Source organism: Gimesia panareensis (genome assembly GCF_007748155.1).
GTDB lineage: Bacteria > Planctomycetota > Planctomycetia > Planctomycetales > Planctomycetaceae > Gimesia > Gimesia panareensis.
This window is the reverse complement of the sequence record NZ_CP037421.1, coordinates 1,708,759-1,724,741: the sequence shown is the minus strand read 5'-3', so window position 1 is coordinate 1,724,741 and position 15,983 is coordinate 1,708,759. Positions and strand designations below refer to the sequence as shown.

The 15,983-nt window shown below is 55.4% G+C and carries 13 protein-coding genes; 1 reads left to right on the top strand and 12 read right to left on the bottom strand.

The annotated features are described in order from the left end of the window. Positions 1–59: 59 nt before the first annotated feature. The 4 genes from Enr10x_RS06560 to Enr10x_RS06545 all read right to left on the bottom strand — a co-directional run bounded on the left by Enr10x_RS06560 (position 60) and on the right by Enr10x_RS06545 (position 4,081). Positions 60–323: a MoaD/ThiS family protein gene (locus tag Enr10x_RS06560; protein WP_145105228.1), complete on the bottom strand. Its 264-nt coding sequence runs from the start codon at positions 321–323 to the stop codon at positions 60–62. A gap of 16 nt (positions 324–339) precedes the next feature. Beyond that, entirely contained in the window at positions 340–2,634 is a 2,295-nt protein-coding gene (locus tag Enr10x_RS06555; protein ID WP_145105226.1) for a xanthine dehydrogenase family protein molybdopterin-binding subunit, read from the bottom strand. Further along, the gene (locus Enr10x_RS06550) at positions 2,634–3,140 is read right to left on the bottom strand and encodes a (2Fe-2S)-binding protein (protein WP_145105223.1); all 507 of its coding nucleotides are present in this window, start codon (positions 3,138–3,140) and stop codon (positions 2,634–2,636) included. Before Enr10x_RS06550 ends, Enr10x_RS06555 begins: the two co-directional genes overlap by 1 nt. A gap of 71 nt (positions 3,141–3,211) precedes the next feature. Further along, positions 3,212–4,081 carry an FAD binding domain-containing protein gene (locus tag Enr10x_RS06545; RefSeq protein ID WP_145448493.1) on the bottom strand — a complete coding sequence of 290 codons (870 nt, stop codon included), beginning with the start codon at positions 4,079–4,081 and terminating at the stop codon, positions 3,212–3,214. Between the two features lie 459 nt (positions 4,082–4,540). On the opposite strand from Enr10x_RS06545, the gene pruA reads away from it, so the two are divergent. Beyond that, positions 4,541–7,555, top strand: coding sequence for an L-glutamate gamma-semialdehyde dehydrogenase (gene pruA, locus Enr10x_RS06540; RefSeq protein WP_145448492.1), 3,015 nt, complete (start codon positions 4,541–4,543; stop codon positions 7,553–7,555). Positions 7,556–7,628: 73 nt separating this feature from the next. Here pruA and Enr10x_RS06535 read toward each other — a convergent pair whose 3' ends face one another. The 8 genes from Enr10x_RS06535 to Enr10x_RS06500 form a co-directional block, all read right to left on the bottom strand. Further along, complete coding sequence (locus Enr10x_RS06535; protein WP_145448491.1) at positions 7,629–8,462, bottom strand: hypothetical protein; 834 nt, start codon at positions 8,460–8,462, stop codon at positions 7,629–7,631. Between the two features lie 790 nt (positions 8,463–9,252). Then, on the bottom strand, positions 9,253–11,229 hold the full coding sequence (locus tag Enr10x_RS06530) for a hypothetical protein (protein ID WP_145448490.1): 1,977 nt from the start codon (positions 11,227–11,229) through the stop codon (positions 9,253–9,255). Positions 11,230–11,277: 48 nt separating this feature from the next. Then, positions 11,278–12,705 (bottom strand): replicative DNA helicase, encoded by a 1,428-nt coding sequence (dnaB, locus tag Enr10x_RS06525; RefSeq protein ID WP_145448489.1) that lies wholly within the window; start codon positions 12,703–12,705, stop codon positions 11,278–11,280. Between the two features lie 182 nt (positions 12,706–12,887). Next, positions 12,888–13,394, bottom strand: coding sequence for a 50S ribosomal protein L9 (gene rplI / locus Enr10x_RS06520; protein WP_145105208.1), 507 nt, complete (start codon positions 13,392–13,394; stop codon positions 12,888–12,890). A gap of 86 nt (positions 13,395–13,480) precedes the next feature. Next, positions 13,481–13,969, bottom strand: a complete 489-nt coding sequence (gene ssb, locus Enr10x_RS06515) for a single-stranded DNA-binding protein (protein ID WP_145448488.1) — start codon at positions 13,967–13,969, stop codon at positions 13,481–13,483. Between the two features lie 85 nt (positions 13,970–14,054). Continuing rightward, positions 14,055–14,456 carry a 30S ribosomal protein S6 gene (gene rpsF, locus Enr10x_RS06510; protein ID WP_145448487.1) on the bottom strand — a complete coding sequence of 134 codons (402 nt, stop codon included), beginning with the start codon at positions 14,454–14,456 and terminating at the stop codon, positions 14,055–14,057. Between the two features lie 125 nt (positions 14,457–14,581). After that, positions 14,582–15,148 (bottom strand): aminoacyl-tRNA hydrolase, encoded by a 567-nt coding sequence (gene pth / locus Enr10x_RS06505; protein ID WP_145448486.1) that lies wholly within the window; start codon positions 15,146–15,148, stop codon positions 14,582–14,584. A gap of 59 nt (positions 15,149–15,207) precedes the next feature. After that, the gene (locus tag Enr10x_RS06500; protein ID WP_145448485.1) at positions 15,208–15,837 is read right to left on the bottom strand and encodes a 50S ribosomal protein L25; all 630 of its coding nucleotides are present in this window, start codon (positions 15,835–15,837) and stop codon (positions 15,208–15,210) included. Between the last annotated feature and the right edge of the window lie 146 nt (positions 15,838–15,983).

The following is a 15,983-nucleotide window of genomic DNA, read 5'->3' as shown; positions in this document are numbered from 1 at the left end:
GTCTGACGACAACCCCGGATTCCATCCGGGGCCACCCGGTCTTAAGGAATATTGCTGGCTCACCCACCACCGATCGCGGGCAGGAAATGAATTTCACTCTCGGGAGTCACCTTTTGCGCCAGCCCCCGGGGAGTCACGTTCTGATCGACGGTCACCGCAATCCCGGCCCGCAGCTTCCCCTCAGGACAGAGCCGCTCCAGCGTTCCCGGATATTGAGCATCGAGGGACTGCACCGCTTCCAGCACGGTGCTCCCTTCGACAACCACTTCTTCCTCCCCTTCACAGAACGGTCTGAGCAGGGGAGGAACAAACAGGCGAGGCATCAGGGCCTCCTTTACTTCAGGACTGTTTCTTCAACAGTTCGTGCAGCACGCGTGGTGGTGACATCGGCAATTCGTACAACCGCACGTCCACCGCTTCGTGGATCGCTGCTTCCAGAGCGGCCGGCGGCGGTACGATGGGAACTTCACCCACACCACGCACACCATACGGATGCCCGGGGTTCGGCACTTCCACAATGATCGTTTCGATCATCGGCAGGTCGTAGCAGGTCGGAATCCGGTAGTCGAGGAAGTTCGCATTTCGCATGCTGCCTTCCGTATCATACCAGTATTCTTCGTTCAGACCCCAGCCAATCCCCTGCACGGCGCCCCCCTGGATCTGTCCTTCGACATACGCGGGGTGAATCGCGGTGCCGCAGTCCTGGGCGGCGGTGTAACGCAGAATGTCAACCTTACCGGTATCGGGGTCCACTTCCACATCGACCACGTGGGCACCGAAGGCACCGCCGGGTTCGTTGTGGTTTGAGACGCCCCTTCCCACCAGCGGTTCGCCGGCAGTACTCAGTTCAATGGCGATCTCTTTGAACGGCACCCGTTTGTCGGGACCAACCACACAACCATCTTCATACGAAACGGAAGCCGGATCGACTTCCCACAGCTCCGCAGCCCGGGCTACGATCTGCCGCTGCAGGTCTTTACCTGCTTCATAAGCGGCCCAACCCGTAGCATAAGTCACGCGGCTGCCGCCGGTCACATCGGTGTAACCCACACTGTCTGTATCAACCACAGCCGGCTTGATATCCTCGGCGGCGATGCCCAGTGTTTCGGCGAACTGCATCGCGATCGCGGTGCGCGAACCGCCAATGTCGGTCGAACCTTCCAGCAGCCCGACCGAACCATCCGAGTTGACTGTTGCAGTCACAGCTGACTTCAGACCGGCATTGAACCAGAAACCGCAGGCGATGCCGCGTCCCTGGTTCTCCCCTTCCAGGGGCGAATTAAAGTGCTCGCTGTTTTTAATCGCTTCCAGTGTTTCCACCAGACCGATGCGGGGATAAGTCACGCCATCGACCCGTCGTGTCCCCTCTTTCGAGGCGTTCAGCAGACGAAAATCAATCGGTGCCATTCCAATCTGTTCACAAAGTTCATCGACGACGGTTTCCGTCGCAAACGCAGCATTGGTCGCCCCGGGAGCCCGGTACGCGTTGGTCCGTGGCTTGTTGACGCAGACGTCATATCCTTCCACGCGGCCGTTGGGCACATCGTAGCAGGAGAAGACACACATACAGCCGGCCCCGATGGGGGAACCGGGATAACCGCCCGCTTCATAGGCCATCCAGGCTTCGGCAGCCGTGATGCGACCGTCAGCGTCGGCACCCATTTTGACTTTGATGTAGGAACCGGGAGTCGGTCCGGTCGCCTGCAGTACGTCGGCACGATCCATCACCAGTTGTACGGGCATCCCTGACTTCCGCGAGAGAACCGCTGCCGCCGGTGCCAGGTAAACCGAGATCTTACCACCAAAACCGCCGCCGATTTCCATCGGCACGACTTTCACGCGGGCCAAGGGCACATCCAGCAGTTCAGCAACCTGCTGACGCACGGAAAACGTTCCCTGGGTCGACGTCCAGACGGTAATCTGTCCGTCGTTGTTCCAGAGTGCGGTCGCCACGTGCGGCTCGATGTAGCCCTGGTGCACGGTTGCAGTGCGGAATTCGCGTTCCACCACATATTTCGCGTCCGCGAACCCTTTGGCGATATCCCCTTTTTCATAGACAAGGTGTTTGGCGATGTTCGACGGTTTGTCACCCGTTTCCCCGGAAGCCATCTCTTCAGTATGCACATCCGGATTCAATACGGGGGCATCGTCTTCCATCGCCTTCAGCACGTCCAGCACTGGAGGCAGCACTTCGTACTCGACCTCGATCAGGCTGGCAGCTTCCTGCGCGATATGAATGTTGTCAGCAGCGACCGCCGCAATCGGGTGTCCTTTGTAAAGCACCTTGGTCCGGGCCAGGTTATTGCTGCTCAGGTGATTCAGGTTCACGGCCCCTTCGCCCAGTTCCGCAATTTTATCGCCCGGCTCAGGCATGTCGGCACTGGTCGCCACGGCGCGGACCCCCGGTAAGGCTTCCGCCCTGGATGTATCGATCGACTTGATTATGGCATGGGCATGCGGGCTGCGATGAGTGGCACCGTAGAGCATCCCTTTGACTTTGATGTCAGCGCCGTACAACGCGCGACCGGTCACTTTATCAGATCCGTCGTGACGAATCGGACGCGTGCCGATCACTTTGTATTTCGGAGCATCGCCACTGCCTGCTTCTGATTTGGTTTCATCGATTGTCGCCATTAGACCGTCTCCTTTTCACATGAGGCAGTTTGTCCTGATCGTTCACACGCAGCCTGCTGGATGGCACGGACGATCTTGTCGTAACCGGTGCAGCGGCACAGATTGCCCGCCATCGAGAACCGAATTTCCTCTTCGGTCGGGTTGGGATTTTCTTCCAGGAACGCTTTGGCTGCCATAATGTAGCCCGGTGTGCAGATACCGCACTGCAGGGCCGCATTTTCCAGGAAGGCTTCCTGCAGCGGATCCAGCCCGTCGTGCGGGGCCAGGCCTTCAATGGTTTCGATCTCGGCCCCTTCGGCTTCCACAGCCAGGACCATACAGGTATTGACGGCTTTCCCGTCCATGATCACTGAGCAGGCACCACAGTTGCCGTTCGAGCAACCTTCCTTGGCACCGGTCAGGTTGAGTGTATTACGTAAAACTTCGAGCAAGGTCTGCCGGGGCTGGCAGAGGAACTCCTCTTCACGGCCATTGATAGTCGCGGTTACGATCCGTTTCTTCGCCATCGAAGTGTCCTTATTAAAAAATCAGTTCAGGATTCAGTTGTAAGAGAGATGTTCAACATCGAATTGACGAATCATCCCCGAGCACGTTCCACCGCTTGTTTGATGACCCGTTCGGTCAACACGCCGGTCACATGGATCCGGAATTCTTCGGTTCCCCGCATATCCGTAATCGGATGCACGGTTGTTTTCGCTGCTTCACCGGCTTTCTTGATTGTTTCATCGTTCACAGGCTGACCTGCCAGAGCATCGCAGGCTTCCTGGCACAGGAACGGTTTCGCAGCAACCGCCCCCAGTCCAATGCGGGCTGAAACGAAGTTTTCGCCACTCGCATCCAGCACGACAGACGCCCCCACACCGACGACGGCAATATCCATTTCATTCCGGGGAATGAACCTGCGGTAATGCGAACCACTGTGAGCGGGACGGGGCGGAAAACGCAGCTCTACAATGATCTCGCCCGGCTCCAGTACGTTCGAACCAGGACCGGTACAGAAATCCTCGACGGCCACTTCGCGGGTGCCGGATGGTCCTGCAATCACGACCGTCGCTTCCAGCGCGATCAGGGCCGGTGTCGAATCGGCGGCAGCCCCCGCATTCGCCAGGTTCCCCCCGACACTGGCCCGGTTCTGAATCTGCATCCCGCCAATAATCTGGCTGCTGTCTGCGATCGCGGAATATTTCTCGACAATCCCCTGGTGTCCGTAGATCTGGTAACAGGGAACCGCGGCTCCCAGACGCAGGCCTGCGTCGTTCAGTTCCAGCACCATCAGCTCGGGAATCTTCTTCAGGTCGACAATCAGATCGGTGGTCACTCGACCGGTGCGGACATGGTCGATCAGGTCGGTTCCCCCTGCCAGCGGGCGGGCATTTCCGTTACTTTGGGCCAGCAAGCCGACCGCGTCAGCCAGTGAAGTGGGTGCTTCATATTCAAAATCACGCATCGCAGGTTTGTCCCTCTCCAAATTGTCTTGATTTTGCTTTATTCGCAGGCGCACTCGGCTCTCTGAGCGAGTTTGTCTCGACTTTTATTATCAGTCACCGGTGATCTAACATCAATGCAACCAATGACGAACAGCCACCGTATTTCCTAATTTTATAATTTCCTTAAGAATAAAGCCTCACGCCGGTCTGGCAAGCCCGATTCTCGCCCGTCAGCGGAGAAAAGTTCCGATTGAGCTACCCGACACACTTACCACGCTTGTGCGGATTTGTTAACCTGCTTCGCAGTGAACAGTTCCGGCAACTCCAACGCTGTGCGGAACGTTGACGTAAGAGTATTGCTGACAGGATGTCATCAATCTGGACCTGCAATCCGGAAAACACCCTCAGCCAATGGTCTCTGAATCACATTCCATTTACCAGAGAAAGTGCCGCAGGCACTCAGAGGCAGGTTATCTATAGTGGCACGTAAAAAATCGTCTTCTGATCTCAATCAACAAATAGAACACCGCACCCGGGAACTCGGTGAGCAGATCTGGGGGCATCTGGAACGGCGCGAGCCGACCATGTTCGAAAAACGCTGGTGGGATGATCGCATTCTCTCCTGGGCCATGGCCGACGAATCCGTCAAAGTGCAGATGTTCCGCTTTGTCGATGTACTCCCCATGCTCAGTTCCCACGAATCCATCGTCCGCCATCTGCAGGAATACTTCGAAGATGTCCGCAAGCACCTCCCCTGGGCGGCCCGCATCGGACTCGAGCTTTCGCAGCCCAATTCGGTCCTCGGACGCGCCCTGGCACTGAACGCCCGCTCCAACGCCCGCCGCATGGCCAGCCGCTTCATCGCGGGTTCCTCGGTCGAAGAAGTCCACTACACCGTCGATCGCCTCCGCAGTGAAAACTTCGCCTTCACCCTCGACCTGCTGGGCGAAGCCGTCATCAGTGAAGTCGAAGCCGAAGCCTATCTGCAGTCCTACCTCGATCTGATCGCCGGACTTGCCCCCCGCGTCAAAAAATGGTCCGAAAACGTCCAGCTCGACTGGGACAGCCAGGGGCACCTCCCCCGCACCAACGTTTCAATCAAGCTCTCCGCCCTCTGCAGCCAGTTCAAACCAACCGATCCGGTCGGCACCATGGCCGCCGTCCAGCCCCGCCTGCGAACCCTGCTTCGACGTGCGATGAAGTACGACGCCTATCTGCACGTCGACATGGAACAGAACTCCTACAAACCGCTGACGCTGGAGATCTTCAAACAGACGTTGATGGAAAAAGAATTCCGCGACTTCGACAACGTCGGCATCGTGATCCAGGCCTACCAGCCCGCCGCCGAACAGGATCTCAAGGACCTGCTCAAATGGGCAAAAAAACGCAAAACGCCCATCTGGATCCGGCTCGTCAAAGGGGCCTACTGGGACTACGAAACCATCGTTTCCGGCTATCGCAACTGGCCCATCCCCGTCTTTCAGGAGAAATGGGAATCGGATGCCAATTACGAAAAACTGACCAAAGTTCTGCTGGAAAATCACCAGTGGCTCCGGCCCGCGTTCGGCAGCCATAACCTCCGCAGCCTGGCACACGCCATCGCCGCCGCCCACGAAATGGACGTGCCCCCCTCGGCCTATGAAATTCAAATGCTGTACGGCATGGGCAAAGAACAGGCACAGGTCTTTGCGGAACTGGGACACCGCGTCCGCATTTACACGCCGTTCGGCGAACTGATTCCCGGCATGGCCTACCTTGTCCGCCGCCTGCTGGAAAACACCTCTAACGATTCATTCCTTCGACAAAGCTTTACTGAGCACGTCAACCTGGAGACCCTGATGATGAACCCGTCCGAACATGCGAAATCAGCCACCAAACAGAAACCGGCAGAAGAGACCGACGGCTTCCGGAATGAACCGCTCACCGATTTCAGCCTCGAAGAAGCCCGCACCAAAATGCTGGCAGCACTGGAAGAAGTCGAAGATCAGTTCGGCAAAGAGTACCCGCTCCTGATCAACGGACGTGCCATCGACACCAAAGCCACGATCACCTCGCGGAATCCCTCTCACATGACCGAGTCGCTGGGAACCGTCTCATCCGCATCCGCTGACGACGCCATCGATGCCATCGACGCGGCCCGCCGTGCTTTCCCGAGCTGGTCGCGGACCGAACCCCAGTACCGGGCCGAATACCTCGAACTCATCGCCGCCAACATGCGTCGTCGTCGCTTTGAACTGGCCGCCTGGATTGTCTACGAATGTGGGAAACCCTGGGAAGAAGCTGACGGCGATGTCGTCGAAGCCATCGATTTCTGCATGTACTACGCCAACCAGATGCGACATCTGGCCCATCCGCAGCACTGCGACGTCCCCGGCGAAGAAAATGTCTACTTCTATCGTGCCCGTGGTACGGTCGCTGTCATCGCTCCCTGGAATTTCCCGCTTGCGATCCTGACCGGTATGACGGTCGCCTCCCTGGTCACCGGCAACACCGTTGTCATGAAACCGGCTGAGCAGTCCTCCATCGTCGCCGCCAAGCTCATGGATGTGATCCACGAATCGGGCGTCCCCGACGGCGTGGTCAACTTCCTGCCCGGCATCGGCGAAGAGGTCGGACCGGAACTGGTCGGCAGCCCGGACGTCGAAATGATCACCTTCACCGGCTCACGCGATGTGGGACTCGCCATCAACGAATCCGCCTCCGATACCGACACCCGCCAGAAAATGGTCAAACGGGTCATCGCTGAAATGGGTGGCAAAAACGCGATCATCGTCGACGACGATGCCGACCTCGATGAAGCGGTGCTCGGCGTGATCCACTCCGCCTTCAATTACGCCGGCCAGAAATGCTCAGCCTGCTCCCGCGTCATCGTGCTCGAATCGATCCACGACACCTTCGTCAGCCGCCTGGTCGAAGCCACGAAGAGCCTGAAAATCGGCCCCGCGGAAGATCCCGGCACCGTCGTTGGCCCCGTCATCGACGAAGAGGCCAAACAGCGCATCCTGGAATACATCGAGATCGGCAAAGAAGAAGCCACCCTGGCCCTGGCCTGTGACACCTCGGACCTCGAAGACGAAGGCTACTACATCGGCCCGCACATCTTCACCGACGTCGATTCCACCTGCCAGATCGCCCAGGAAGAAATCTTCGGCCCCGTGCTGGCAGTCATCAAAGCCGAAGACTTCGACGAAGCGATCACCATCGCCAACGATACGCCCTACGCCCTGACCGCAGGCGTCTTCAGCCGCAGCCCCGCCCATCTGAATAAAGCCCGCATGGAAATCGTGGCCGGTAACATTTATCTGAACCGGAACATCACGGGCGCCATGGTCGAGCGGCACCCCTTCGGCGGCTTCAAGATGTCCGGCATCGGCAGTAAAACCGGCGGCCCCGATTACCTGCTGCAATTCCTGGTCCCGGTCAACGTCACCGAAAACACCATGCGTCGCGGCTTCGCACCCGATGCCACTGCTGACGAAGACGAAGAGGAATAACAGGAGATAAGCACCTGTTAGTACGATTGACTACCAGGTGCTTATCCTGATTCATAAATGTTAAAAAGTGGTACTACTTCTTGCTGACAGCAGGATTTATCTCCAGCGGCACAACGATGTCATCTGATTTCGGGTTCTCAACTTTCAGACGGTAACCCGACTCGGACTTGGGAACGATCAAATATACCACCAGGCTTTTGGGGAATTGGTTTGACTCTATTCTGTAGATTTGTCTTCCCAGTTTGAGGGGATCAGCTAATCGAAGCTGAGAGAGTTTCACCTTAAGATTTGTGAGCGCCATTTTGGTACAGCCGTCCCGATCACCAAACTCATTGAGGGAACAGGTATTGGGATCAAGAGATAAAATAATTGTTTCCTGATCTGCAATCATTCCGATCAGCGTGATACCTCGAGCCCCTTTTCCGGGTCCAACGCCAAAATCAATCGGAGTTGTCTGGTACGTAGAATCCAACTGCAGCCTTTTGCCTGTGGAGTTGTCACCAGTCTGTTTACCGACAGAGATCTGAACCACCTTTACTTTATGCATTCCTTTCGCATCACGAACACTGATTTCCTCTATCTGTTGTTGAGACTCGAAATCATCAGAAGCCGTAAAGGGAGTAATCTTTGGTAGTATCACACCGGTTGGTTTCTTAATCTTAAAATCGAATATCGGAGGAAAGATATCCTCTGGCCCCTCTTGCAGACAATTCTGAAAACCGCTTGTGGGATGGACGCCGTGGGCAATCACGGAAACCGTCTCCCCAAACTGAACTGCTGCGTAGGCAGCAACCCCAGGTTGATCACACTCCTCTCCCATGACTGGTGCAGTAGAGCCAGTCACCAAAAACATCCCGCTCAATACGATGAACATTGCACATGAAGCGAATCTTTTTAATTCCAACATCCCGCAAACTCCTCATACAAAGACCAGAATAAATGAAGCATGACTATCTTGCTTCGCGCATTTTGAGTCAGATTTATGGAACCGTGTTTAGTGATCTGGATTAATACAGCATGCTGGGAAAATCCCCGACTCACTCTGGACTGCAGCACCAGAGTTGTCTGGGGTTGAAAGCCCCTTAGCGGACTGCACAAAACAGGTTATTTTTTTAATGTAAATCCTCCGCTGGTTAAAACAGTGCAGCTTCCAGTTCGCATCCCTGCAGTTATCCCTGTCCTCGTTCAACCACGATCACCTCAGATGCGGCTCTAGACTGTCCTTCAGCTTTGACCACTTTTTAAAGAACGGTCAGCGCGCAAAACATTCCTGTCAGTTGAGGATTTTCCTTGAGGAGTTGAAAAGCTTCATCGGTCTGGATTCTGTTTCTGGTCGTTCAAATGAATACCAGTAAGCATTTCACACCTTCGTGCGAAATGGCAAACTATCATGGGGTCTGATTTTGCCTGCTTAGTACCAGAGCTCGAAGAGAATTGAGCGCATTGAAATGAGACAGAGCCTGCAGAATTAATCGTGCTGCTTTAGCTTCCGACTGATTTCAAATGGTGTACCGGACTTCCATACTTTTTTATGAGTGACCAAAATGCCTCACCCAAAAACAACACTAACGTACACAGAGATTTTATGAATATCAATACAAAAATTCACACCCATAGAGAATTCACATGATCCTCACTGGGAAAAGCGATTAATCTTAAGTATCTCCCCCCTGCAGCATTTCGTTTGCCGAATCGTTTTACTCTTCCTCTGGTCGCTTCGCGGGAAGATATTTCTCAAAACCCTTAAAGTACTTGCCCCGCTCGATTAGCTCCGGTGTTAACAGGTCGGCAAAATAGATCGGCAAATGCGGCTCGGTCTTTAGATTCTCGATCAGCCAGTCTAAGCCGGCACGTCCGCGCACGATCACAATCACGTTCTTCTGCCCCTTCTCATCCAGACCCTGCGTATGTATGACATGCTCGTTTTTCCCCAGTCGCCGGGAAACCAACTGCTCGGCCTCTTCCAGGGTTCTTGCGGGACGACCACTGCAGATCACCAGGTACACGCCCCGGGACGCGTATTCCTCCGCATTGGGTGGCTCCGATCCGGTCAATTGCTGGTAAGCCATGTCCACCATTTGCAGCATCGAATCCGACAGCTGGTCATGCTTACGTAATGCCTGCGCAAAGAGAGTCGACAGGTAATATTTATCATCCTCATGATCCCGCACCCCCCACAGAATTCGCCTCCGCATATTTCGATTGGTCGTATCATCAAACGGGGGTGCCATGTAGACATGATACAGGGCCTGCAGCACATTCTTTGTCTTCTTCGTTCCCAGACCAAATCCATAATAGAGTGCCGCCTTGCGTACTGCGGGCGGTCCTGTCGGGTCGAGCCCCTGATAAAAAATCTCCGTCAGTCGCGGGTCGCGGGGCCAGCCCAGCGCACCGAAAATCCAGCCGAACATGATACCGGGTGAATGCGTGGAATGCCGCTGTCCCCGTCGAAACAGCTCCAGCAGCTCCTCATCAGTCATTTTCAGCTGTAGACGATTCGCATACGCGTCGTCAAGCTGCCGACCCGCTTCGGCATCATCTGCAAAATACGATTTGTAATCCGGAGCCACAAACTCCTTAGACTCATACGCATACTTCGCCTCTGCCGGAGGACGCGTGTAGGTGGGCAGATGGCTCTGGGGACTCCCCTCAGGCAGGAAGCGTGCCAGTTCATTCAGCCGCCGCGTCTGTAAAATGCGGGCCGTAAACAGCTCATTAAAATCGATTTCGACATGAGAATATTTCGAGAGAGTATCCACGAGCCTCTTCCGCAACTTCAACCCCTTCACCAGGACCACGGCTGTCTCATGCCCTTCATCGACCCGCGATACGAATTCGAGCAGCCCGTCCTCGTGTCTTCGCAATATCTTCAAGACCATCTCACGCAGAATCTCCGCAGCCCGGGGATGTGTCGCGGAGACATCCGCCCGATGAAAGGCGACAATCCACAGCCCCAGATCATCGAAGCGTTCCATGTCGGGGGGATCGGTCTCAAACACCGCCTGCCAGGTCTCCAGCGTCGCCCCCACCGTCTGATCATTCAGTTGCTTGTGATCATCCAGCAGCTTCAGTAGTAACATCCGTGTCTGTTCTTTGTCGCCATAGGTCCGCATCCCCCAGGCAATTCGCTGCTGCATCTGCCCGTCCAGCCCCGGGTATTGTTCCATCAGCATCCGCACCAGGTTCTCAGACCGATCCGACACCACCGTGGGGCCATGATACAGCGCAGAATGCGCGACTTCCCCATCGTCGCTGGCACTCGCATGGTACATCAGTTCGATCGCCCGGGGATCCTGCTCCTTCCGGTTCCAGATATATTGATTCCCCACCTGCCCCAGAAGTGTGGTCCGGTGCCGCGAACAGTTCCGCAGACCACGCCGAATCAAAGCCAGCCGCTCGTCGATGCTGTTGACCTTCAGCTTCCCATCGATCATCTGATCCAGTTGGGCGCCCGCCTGCTTGTCATCCGGGAAAAACGCCTGAAAATCGGGAGGCACGTATTTATCGGTCCGGTTCCAGGCAAACGGCGGTTCGATTTTGAAGGGAATCGTCTCCGCGGTGGATTTCTCTTCCGCGAAAGCCGGCTCGTGCCCTGTGACACAACACGCGATTGACACCAACAGCATTAGAAACAGAACCAGGCCACGCCGGTTCCACTCAGAGGTCGACTGCATTTCATCTCCTCCTCAGTTTCAGCTTGAACGGTAGTCAGCAGACAGGGCTTAACCGAAGCCGCCTCCGCCGCCATCTCCCATGTAGCCCCCTTCAGGGACATCCAGGTTCGTATAATTGCCGAACCGCATCGATTCGCGGAGCCAGGTCAGATTCACGATCCCGGTCGGACCACTACGGTGCTTGGCTACAATCACTTCCGCCAGCCCCGGGTGATCTTCCGGATCGTAAGCGTCGGGACGATGCAGGAACATGATCAGGTCGGCATCCTGTTCGATCGCTCCACTTTCACGCAGGTCGGCCAGACGCGGACGTTTGTCTTCACGCAGTTCCACCCCGCGGTTCAACTGTGCCAGGGCAATCGTCGGCACATTCAGTTCTTTACACAGCCCCTTCAAACGCCGCGTGATCCCCGCGATCTGCTGTTCACGGGGCATCGTCTTATCTTCCGGTTCGATCAGCTGCAGGTAGTCGATAATGATCAGCCCCAGGTTGCTCAACCGCTTCAGACGCCGGCAGATTGCGCTGATTTCCTGAATCGTACGCCCCGGTTTGTCATCGATAAACAGCGGCATCTCGCTGATCTGGGAAGAGGCTTCCAGCAGCCGGTGCCGCTCGTCTTCTTCCAGATCCCCGGCACGCAACGAGTGACCGTTCACGCCCGAGCGGATACACAACAGACGCTCTGCCAGCTCCAGCTTCGACTGTTCCAGCGAGAACACGATCGTCGCGGTCCCCCCTTCATCAGCAGCCGCCTCCGCAAAGTTACAGACCAGCGCGGTTTTCCCCATCGACGGACGGGCCGCCAGAATAATCAACTCGGAGGGCTGAAAACCGTTAATCTGTTCGTCCAGATCGACGAATCCGGTGGTGGTACCGGTCAGCGTCCCCTCCTTCTGAGTTCGTTCGTGGATCCGATCGAAGGCATCCATCAGGATGTCCCTGATCTCGATCTTGTCCCCTTCGCCCTGCGATTCCAGAATGCTGAAAATGCTCTGTTCAGCCTTGTTCAACACCTCCAGCGTATCGCCCTGGGGGGAATAGCTTTCCCGGATGATTTCGGTACAGGAGTGAATCAGTTCCCGCTGGACCGATTTATCTCGCACGATATTCGCATAGTACTCCGCATGGGCCGCGTGAGGCACGCTCTCCAGGACTTCGTGCAGATACATCACATTGCCGGCTTCGTCCAGCTCCCCTTTGGAGTCCAGCTCTTCGGCTACCGTGACTGCATCGATCCCGCGCACGCCGGCGTCGTGCAGGCGGAGAATCGCGGCAAATATCCGCGCGTTTTTATCGCTGTAGAAGTGATTGGTTTTGACAATCTGCACCAGGTCGTCGATCACGACGTTATCCAGCAGGATACTCCCCAGTACCGCTTTCTCTGCATCCAGATTCTGCGGCGGCACTTTTCCGAACAGCTCCTCGACAGACTCCTGTTTCGGACGGCGAAAATTTCCTTTGCCGGCAACTGACATGACCATCCCCTGGCTCGGTTGATTGATTGAAATGAAAGCACACGACCCGTTGCTCACCTTCAGTTCCGGGAGCGGTCACGCCGTGCTGCAGGCGTCATCATATAAAACCAAAAGAGGTCCGGCAATAACCGGACCTCTTCGTTTTTTCAGACGCAGCTCGACAGCCCTGCTGTCGAACGGGTTTAGCTTTTTTCTGCTGTCGGTACGACCCAGACTTTGACTTCCGTCTTGACCTTATCGTGCAGCTGCAGCTTGACGGTATACATACCCAGTTCTTTCAGCGGGCCTTCCAGGCGAATTGCTTCGGCGTCGACGTCAAAGCCACTGTCCTTGAGGGACTTGCTGATATCGACGGCTACGATCGAACCGTAAAGATGTCCGTCTTCGTTGGCGTTGGCTTCCATGGTGACACTGTGCTTGCTCACCTTGTCTGCCAGGCTCTTGAGTGACTTCAGGCGATCTTTTTCCAGATCGGCAACCCGTTTCTGATGCTGCACCACCATCCACTTGTTGTGATCAGTGGCAATGGTTGCCAGACCGTAAGGCAGCAGGAAGTTACGGGCATAGCCGGGTTTGACCCGCACAATGTCACCCTGCTCACCCAGGTTATCAACTTTTTCTGCCAGCAAAACCTCGACAGACGCCTTGGAACTACCGACCACAGAGGTGCTACGTTGTTTGCGAACCATTATCAATCACTTCCGTAATTTTCAGTTTTTACTATCGTTTGAATAAAAAATGTTTCGTTGCTTTGTGCCGTTCAAACAGCCTTCACTTAGAAAGGCACGTCATCATCGGGCATTCCGCCTGGTGAATCATAAAAGGAATCAGCAGGGCTGGACGAACCGCCCTGTGATGGTGCGCTGCCGCCACGTGCCCCGTAGCCGCCGCCTCCGCCGCCACCGGGAGCACCGCCGCCTGATTCGCCGCGTCCCCCCAGCATGGTCATGTTTTCGCCAACCACTTTCAGCTTGCTGCGTTTCTGGCCCGATTCTTTGTCATCCCACTGATCCAGTTGCAGACGACCTTCGATCAGGACCGAACGCCCTTTGGTCAGATACTCGCTGGCCACTTCCGCGGTACGCCCCCAGAGAGTGACATCGACGAAGGTGGTTTCTTCCTTCCGGGAATTGGAATTCTTGTCAAACCAGCTCCGATTCACTGCCAGACCAATTTCCGCAACCGCACTTCCTCCGGGCGTGTAACGCACCTGTGGATCGCGAGTCAGATTTCCTACCAGGATGACTTTGTTGAAACTGGCCATCAGCGGCCTCCGTGATGTTGAATGACTTAAACGGGTAACTGTTTCTGAAGCCCTGCTTCAGTTCCTGACTTGAGACACGAAAGACTTAGTCTTCGTCTTCATCGTCATCGATGGCACTGTAATCGACATCATCATCGCTGCTGGCTTCCGTTTCCGGTGCAGCGGAAGGATCGATAGCAGAAACCATGGCGTCAAACAGCGTCTGGGGCTGCTTGATTACCAGCTGACGAATCACGATATCGCTCAGGTGGCAGGCACGGGTGACTGCATCCATGCCACTGCCGGGCATGGTGAAGTACACCAGGTAGTGCAGGCCTTTCATGTGACCTTCGATCTCGTAAGCCAGTTTTCCATCCTGCCAGGGACGGTGAGCAACGATTTCGGCACCGGCCTTTTCCAGAATTTCAATCACATGTGCGATGGTCCCTTCGTGGTCAGCAGCGAATTTGCCACTGTCCAGCAGGAACATACCTTCATAATTAACCATAACCGCTTTTTTCTCTGCTACAGACAAGACTGTTCTCCCGGAATAATTTGGCCTCAAGGCCAGATTGACGATCAGACTCTTATTTTTATTTCAATCACCGGCTGTCATCTCGCCGGGGATGGTCATCACTCAGGTGCATTCACCTGGTTCATGGCGATCTCCAGCCCCTGTTCCACCCAGCTTTCAATCCCCCGGGCCGCATTTTGAACCGCCTGCGAGATCGACTCGGCTTCATCGGCCCGAAATCGACTTAAAACATAATCCGCTGCCGAGAACCCTGCAGGAGGTCGTCCCACCCCCATTCGCAGACGTGGTACGTCCTGAGACCCCAGCTTCTGAATGATGTCCTGTAAACCTTTTTGTCCGCCTGCTGAGCCTGAGCCCCGTAACCGGAGCCGCCCCAGTGGCAGATTCATATCATCACAAACTACCATCACATCACTGACCGGCAGTTTGTAAAACTTCACCACAGCCGCAACACTGCGACCGCTTAAATTCATAAATGTCTGCGGGGCAACGAGTAACACCTTGTCCCCCCCCAGACTAAATTCTCCGACTTCCGCCTCAAACTGACTCTTGAACCCGGATACACCGTGCCAGTCTGCCAGCTGAGCCAGAACATCAAACCCGACATTGTGACGTGTTCGCTCGTATTTTCTACCGGGATTCCCCAGCCCTACGACCACTTTCACAGTGCCACCCGTCAGGTTCTTAACAACTGATTATTTTCTCTCGACCAGAGCCGCCGCAACTATCCTTCGGTTGCTTCTTCCGGTGCTTCAGCGGCCTCGGCTGCTTCACCTTCTTCTGCAGGCTCTGCTACACCCATCGGAGGCACAACATGCACGACCACCTGGTCTGGAGCATTGTGAATCTTGCTTCCGCGAGGAACTTCAATTTCATTCACGTGAATCGCATCACCGATTTCCAGTGAATTGATCCGGACGGGAATACTGTCAGGGATACTGTGTGCCAGACAGTCCAGTTCCAGTGTATGCAGAGGCTGCTCCAGCACACCACCGCCAACTACGCCGGGAGATGTCCCCCGCAGTTGAACAGGGACTTCTACAGTCACCCGCTCGGATGCATTGATCCGGATCAGGTCCACGTGCAGGATTTCAGTGCCGAAGGTGTCCCACTGCAGATCACGCAGCATGGTCTCTTCGACTTGACCGTCGACATCAATCTCAAAAACCCGTTCCCGGTTCTTGATCAGATTCCGCAGATCATGGTCATCTACGCTGACATGGGCAGGTTCCTGCTCATGACCGTAGACAACTGCCGGAATCCGACCTGCCCGACGGATACGCCGGCTTTCAATGGATCCCAGTTTCTCCCGTTTGGAGGCACTGATTCGATGCATTACAAAATCGTCTGACATTTCCCAACATTCCTCGAAGAGTGACTCAACACCTGGCGTCGAACCACTCGTCCATTAAAGACTTTGAATCTATAAATCCGACACGATATCGTGAATACTGTACTTTGATCGCTGATCCGGCATCGCTGTTTTGGCACGCTGGTCCG